The organism is Thermosynechococcus sp. Uc, assembly GCF_029335995.1.
Classification (GTDB): Bacteria; Cyanobacteriota; Cyanobacteriia; order Thermosynechococcales; family Thermosynechococcaceae; genus Thermosynechococcus.
In genome coordinates this window covers 1-5,385 of record NZ_JARJMS020000043.1, presented here as the reverse complement: position 1 = coordinate 5,385, position 5,385 = coordinate 1, and the positions used below count along the sequence as shown (strand labels likewise).

Genomic DNA, 5,385 nt, shown 5'->3' with positions numbered 1-5,385 from the left:
GCCCCAATCCCCAGAACCCAAGGAAATGACCGTGCGGGTACCGGGGCATCAGTTAGATCAACTCAGTGATCTGATGGGGGAGTTACTCATTGAGTGTAATGGTTTGGATTTGCAACGGGAACGGCTCCACGACCTGCTGGCGGCTCTCAAGCAAAAAGTGCGTGCCCTTGAGCAAGCTAACTTTCGCCTACGCACAGAATATGACCGTGTCAGTGCCCCCCATCACTTTAATCCCCAAAATCAGCATGGCTTCGATGTTCTTGAATTCGATCGCTACACCGATGTGCACTTGCTTTCACAGGAAGTGATGGAAATCATTGTCCAAATACAGGAAATCACCAGCGATTTGGAATTGAGCCTAGAGGATACCGAACGCACCGGCCGCGATCTCAACCGTACCGCCAAGCAACTTCAAGCTCGGTTTACCCAAGTGCGGATGCGCCCCTTTGCCGATCTGGCCAACCGCTATCCTCGCCTCATCAGTGAGTTAAGTCGTGAGCATGGCAAGAAGGTCAACTTAGTCATTGAGGGCAGTCATATTCTCATTGACCGTACTGTGTTGAGTGTGCTGGCGGATCCCCTGTTGCACCTTGTCCGCAATGCTTTTGATCATGGGATTGAAACAACCGAAGAACGTCAAGCCCTTGGCAAACCCGCAGTGGGCACCATTACTCTGAAAGCTGCCTATCGCGGCAATCAAACCGTCATTACTGTGGCGGATGATGGCCGAGGTCTCAATCCAGAGAAAATTCGCCAAACGGCACGGCGATTGGGCTTAGCACGGGACTGGTTGGAAACTGCGAGCGATCGCGACCTCTGGCAACTGATTTTTGAGCCGGGCTTCTCAACCGCTTCACAGGTGACTAGCCTCTCTGGGCGTGGCGTGGGAATGGACATTGTGCGCACCAATCTACGGCAAATTCGCGGTAACATTCAAATCCACAGTACCCCTGGTCAAGGGACAGAATTTACGATTGCAATCCCCTATACCCTCTCAATGATACGAGCACTCCTAGTGGAAGCGGCTGGTATGCTCTTGGCTGTGCCCACCGAAGGCATTGAAGAAATGGTGTTGGCCGATCGCTACCCCGCCATTGAAACCCTTGGCTCAACTCTAATTGATTGGGAAGACTATCTCATTCCTTTAATTGACCTAGCCCAAATTTTCCACTTTCAGCGTCCCTATCGTCCTGTGCAAATGGAGGGAGCGCCGGCAATTAACCAACCCACGTTGATGATTGTCAGTCAAGGGGACAGTGCCCTCGCCCTGCGGGTTGATCGCTATTGGAGCGAGCAAGAAGTCACCATTCGCCAAGTCGAAGGGGAATTAGCCCTACCCAAGGGCTTTAGTGGCTGCACGATTTTGGGGAATGGTCGCATTGTCCCTCTATTAGACCCCCTTGCCCTCTTTGATTGGTCAGAACAGGAACACTCCCGTGCCCCTGTAGCTCCCCCTGTTGCCCCCAGCCAAGATACCATCCTTGTGGTTGATGATTCAGTTAACGTGCGCCGCTTCCTTGCCAATACCCTCGAAAAAGCCGGCTATCGGGTTGAACAGGCCAAAGATGGTCAGGAGGCCATTGATAAACTGCAAGGGGGGTTACACGTCAGTGCCCTTATCTGCGACATTGAAATGCCTCGTCTCGATGGGTTTGGCGTCCTCACTCAAATTCGCCGTATTCCCCAGTGTCAAAACACTCCCGTAATGATGCTGACCTCGCGCACAGGCCAAAAACATCGCCAGCTTGCAGAACATTTAGGGGCAGCTGCCTACTTCAGCAAACCCTTCCGCGAAAGTGACCTTTTGGCCACCCTTGATCAGTTGATCCGCCATGCTTAAAAGCCGCCGTCGCCGTCAAAGCCAACCCATTGTTTTAGAGCAGTTCCTGACATTTATCGTACGTCAAGAGCAGTTTGCTGTACCCATGGCCCAGGCCTATCGGGTGATTCCCTTACCTCCGATTCATGGTGATCCACAGCAGCGGGGGGTTGGTTTGGTGACTTATGAGAATCGCGAAATTTTAGTGATTGATATTGGCCGCTGTCTCTTTGATGATCCTCTCTCCACCTCAGAAACGCAGAAGCTCAAATTTTTGCTAATTCTCCAGCCCCGATTGGAGCAAGAATGGTTTGGCCTGCCCCTCACCGCACCCCCAGTCATTGAGCGAATTCCACAGAGTGCCATTCATCCCATTCCCGCTAACTACCTTCACTGGGGGAGCATTCACAACGTCAGTTCCCTGATGGTTGGTAGTCAAGAGGATCAAGACCTATCCCCCATCTTTATTGTTGATCTTGAGCGGGTACTGCACAACCTAAAGACGCGGTAGCCTGCCCACCCTAAACCCAACTACCATGAGTTGCTTACGGATGTCCAGTTTGTGGTTGAGATCAACTCTGAGAAAGAGCCTGACGCTGCCACGCTGGTTGAGCGGCTAGACACCGCACTTCAAACTCCAGTGGAAATTTCCCCCTTTGGCGGCCTCAGTCTAGGAGAATCTTGAGCGCTCGTGAATCGCATACGCCCTTACCAGGATAGTGAGGGCCAAATGCAGTGGCTAATAAGGATATCGAGGTTTAATTAATCTGCCCCTTTGGATTAATCGCCAGACCAGCCAAGGCCTGTTCCAGCGCTTTCAATTGAGTCCTAACTTTGATAACGCCAATTGTTGGTTAAGGAGCAACTTATCATGACATCCTTTGAAAAGATGGTCAAGTCTCTCCTCAAACACCTCATCCCTTGCGACTCTCCTGTATTGAACTCACAACTGCTGTTCAAAATCTGGCTGACCTATCTTCTAGACCCCAGCTTGAACAACATAAGAGCCTTGTTTTATCCCTTGAATCGGTCAGGAATACAGGTGTTCAACAGTGGATTGGAGCTTTGATTGGCCGCCAGAGCTACTTGTGGCCTCTCGCATCCGCTCGACGCAGGCTGAGAGTGTTAAGTTTTGTTACAGGATCAACACTTCTGGGGCAGGTACGGCCAGCGGACTAGGCAGATTGGGGCGATCCGACCGAATTTGACCGTCGCGAAACTGAATGATGCGGTGCGTCACAGCCGCCACATCAGGTTCATGGGTGACCATAATTACTGTCATGCCGGCTTCATTGAGTTGACCAAAGATGGCAAGAATTTCCGCTGTGGTGTGGCTATCGAGGGCACCGGTGGGTTCATCGGCAAGGAGGAGAAGCGGCTGGTTGACAATGGCACGGGCGATCGCCACCCGTTGTTGTTGTCCTCCGGAAAGTTGATTGGGACGATTCTCAAGGCGGTGACCCAAGCCCACCTGTTCTAAAGCAGCGATCGCGCGATCGCGCCGTTCCTTAGGCGGTACTCGAGCATAGACCATAGGTAGCATCACATTTTCCAAGGCAGTCAGTTGCCCCAGCAAGTAAAACTGCTGAAAGACAAAGCCAATCTTGGCATTGCGAATATGGGCAAGTTCATCATCACTGAGGTGCGCCACATCCTGCCCATCGAGAAAGTAGCGGCCAGAGGTTGGGCGATCCAAACAGCCAATAATATTCATCATTGTGGACTTGCCTGACCCCGATGCCCCCATAATGGCGCAGTACTCCCCTCGCTGAATTTCTAGATTCACATCCCTGAGGGCGTGAACTTCGGTCTCCCCTTGGCCATAAACTTTGGAAATCTGTTCTAGGCAAATGAGCGGCTGATCCAGCATTACGATGAGGTGATAAAGCCATTTCCACTCATTCTAAAGCCTTTTTCCATAAGTCGGGCTGAACAGGTAGCATAGGGTAGAACCAGTGAGTGAGGAGCAGCAACTATGGGGTGTAGATCCTTGTCAAGGGGACACAACACTCTAATCGCGCTGGCGATCGCCAGCGGATTGACCCTTGGGACAACACTGCTGACCCCCCCCTCGGTCACCGCTCAACCCATGCCCGTCCGTCCAAACTCCTATAGTTTTACCGGCGTTAATCCTCTCCAAGACTATCTTTTAGGGGCAGGGGATGTGCTTTTTATTGAAGTGGTCAACCTTCCAGCAAGCGTTACTAGTCAGAGACAATTCACCGTTAATCTCGATGGCTCAGTCACTCTACCTTTGGCAGGGCGCGTCATGGTGGGGGGCTTAACTCTACCTCAAGTGGAACAGCTGATCCTGAATGCCTATAGTAAGGTGATGCGCTTTCCAGCCGTGACGGTTACGTTGCAGACTCCGCGGCCCATGAAAATTTTGGTGGCGGGCGAGGTTAGCCGTCCGGGATCTTATGTTGTTCCTTTTACATCTGTATCAGCTTCTGCAGCGGGTGTTGACCTTTCCGGTGGCTTAACATGGCCTCGCCTGAGCCAAGTACTCGCTCAAAGCGGTGGCATTACCCAAGAGGCAGATATTCGCAATATTGAGATACGCCGTCAACTCGGGAATGGCCAAACTGCCGTGACCAAAATTAATCTTTGGGAAATGATTCAGTCAGGAGATGCCAGCCAAGATATTACACTGCGCAGTGATGATGTGATTGTGGTGCCCAAGGCACAGGCAGTAAATGCGGCGGAAGCCATACGGGTGGCCTCTGCCACGTTTTCGCCGCAGGTGATTCGGGTACAGGTTGTGGGCGAAGTACTGCGACCGGGGGTAGTTGAAGTGCCAGCAAACGCCACCCTCACTCAGGGAATTGGGGCGGCCGGCGGATTCAATGTGCAACGTGCCAATATGTCTCAGGTAACGTTGGTACGGCTCAACCGCGATGGCACGGTCAGTCGGCGACGCATTCCCTTTAGCTTGGCGGCTCAACCCGATGCCAAGAACAATCCTGTGTTGCAACAGGGGGATGTGATTGTCGTAGAACGGTCAGCGGTAACGCAGGTGGCAGATACGATTGGCAATGCGCTGCGTCCTGTAGGTGCGTTAGGAACCTTGGGAATTTTGATTAATCTATTTGATTAGGGAAAATATACTACTGATGTCACTCCCACAAAACATATCTAATTTACGGCTTGTCAGTCGTGGGGCGTGCCCTTCGGGCGATCGCCGGCAAAATCCATTGCGGCTCAGCGCCGCAAAGAGTTCTAGAAAGGGCAGGCTACAAGCTTTTGGCCAGCTGTGTCGGCGACGGTGGCGACTTCTTTCAGCTACGGTTTTACTCTCATTTTTAGCGATGGGAGGGTATGTTCTCTGGCAACCCGAAATGTACGAAGCTTATTTTCGCCTTCTGATGGAACCTGTGAAGGAGCCACAGCCTGCACCAACCCTGCCGCCGCGCGATGGCATTGCCGGTACCCACCCCCCCCAGTCCCATGCCGTACCACCACCCCCACAAGTGGATTTGGGATCCCAGAATTTAGTTATAGAAAGTGATAAAGTACTGGCACCCAATGCCCAGAAACAACAACAGCAGTACCCCCATTTGACCACG

Annotated in this window: 5 protein-coding genes; 4 read left to right on the top strand and 1 reads right to left on the bottom strand. The window is 52.1% G+C overall.

The window, feature by feature from the left end:
* A partial coding sequence (locus P3X23_RS05060) for a hybrid sensor histidine kinase/response regulator (protein ID WP_300873760.1) occupies nt 1–1,840 on the top strand: 1,840 nt, incomplete at its 5' end.
* Complete coding sequence (locus P3X23_RS05055) at nt 1,833–2,330, top strand: chemotaxis protein CheW (RefSeq protein WP_300873757.1); 498 nt, start codon at nt 1,833–1,835, stop codon at nt 2,328–2,330. The genes P3X23_RS05060 and P3X23_RS05055, both read left to right, overlap by 8 nt.
* A gap of 624 nt (nt 2,331–2,954) precedes the next feature.
* Here the strand turns inward: P3X23_RS05055 and P3X23_RS05050 are convergent.
* On the bottom strand, nt 2,955–3,689 hold the full coding sequence (locus P3X23_RS05050; protein ID WP_300873755.1) for an ABC transporter ATP-binding protein: 735 nt from the start codon (nt 3,687–3,689) through the stop codon (nt 2,955–2,957).
* A gap of 105 nt (nt 3,690–3,794) precedes the next feature.
* Here P3X23_RS05050 and P3X23_RS05045 point away from each other — a divergent pair, with 105 nt between their 5' ends.
* Both P3X23_RS05045 and P3X23_RS05040 read left to right on the top strand, forming a co-directional pair.
* The gene (locus P3X23_RS05045) at nt 3,795–4,916 is read left to right on the top strand and encodes a polysaccharide biosynthesis/export family protein (protein WP_300873752.1); all 1,122 of its coding nucleotides are present in this window, start codon (nt 3,795–3,797) and stop codon (nt 4,914–4,916) included.
* Between the two features lie 241 nt (nt 4,917–5,157).
* On the top strand, nt 5,158–5,385 hold a 228-nt coding region (locus P3X23_RS05040), incomplete at its 3' end, for a hypothetical protein (RefSeq protein WP_300873750.1).

What these genes read in the sequence shown, in the direction of transcription:
- P3X23_RS05055 (WP_300873757.1), top strand. Translation starts at nt 1,833, where the DNA reads ATGCTTAAAAGCCGCCGTCGCCGTCAAAGCCAACCCATTGTTTTAGAG.
- P3X23_RS05050 (WP_300873755.1), bottom strand. Translation starts at nt 3,689, where the DNA reads ATGCTGGATCAGCCGCTCATTTGCCTAGAACAGATTTCCAAAGTTTAT.
- P3X23_RS05045 (WP_300873752.1), top strand. Translation starts at nt 3,795, where the DNA reads ATGGGGTGTAGATCCTTGTCAAGGGGACACAACACTCTAATCGCGCTG.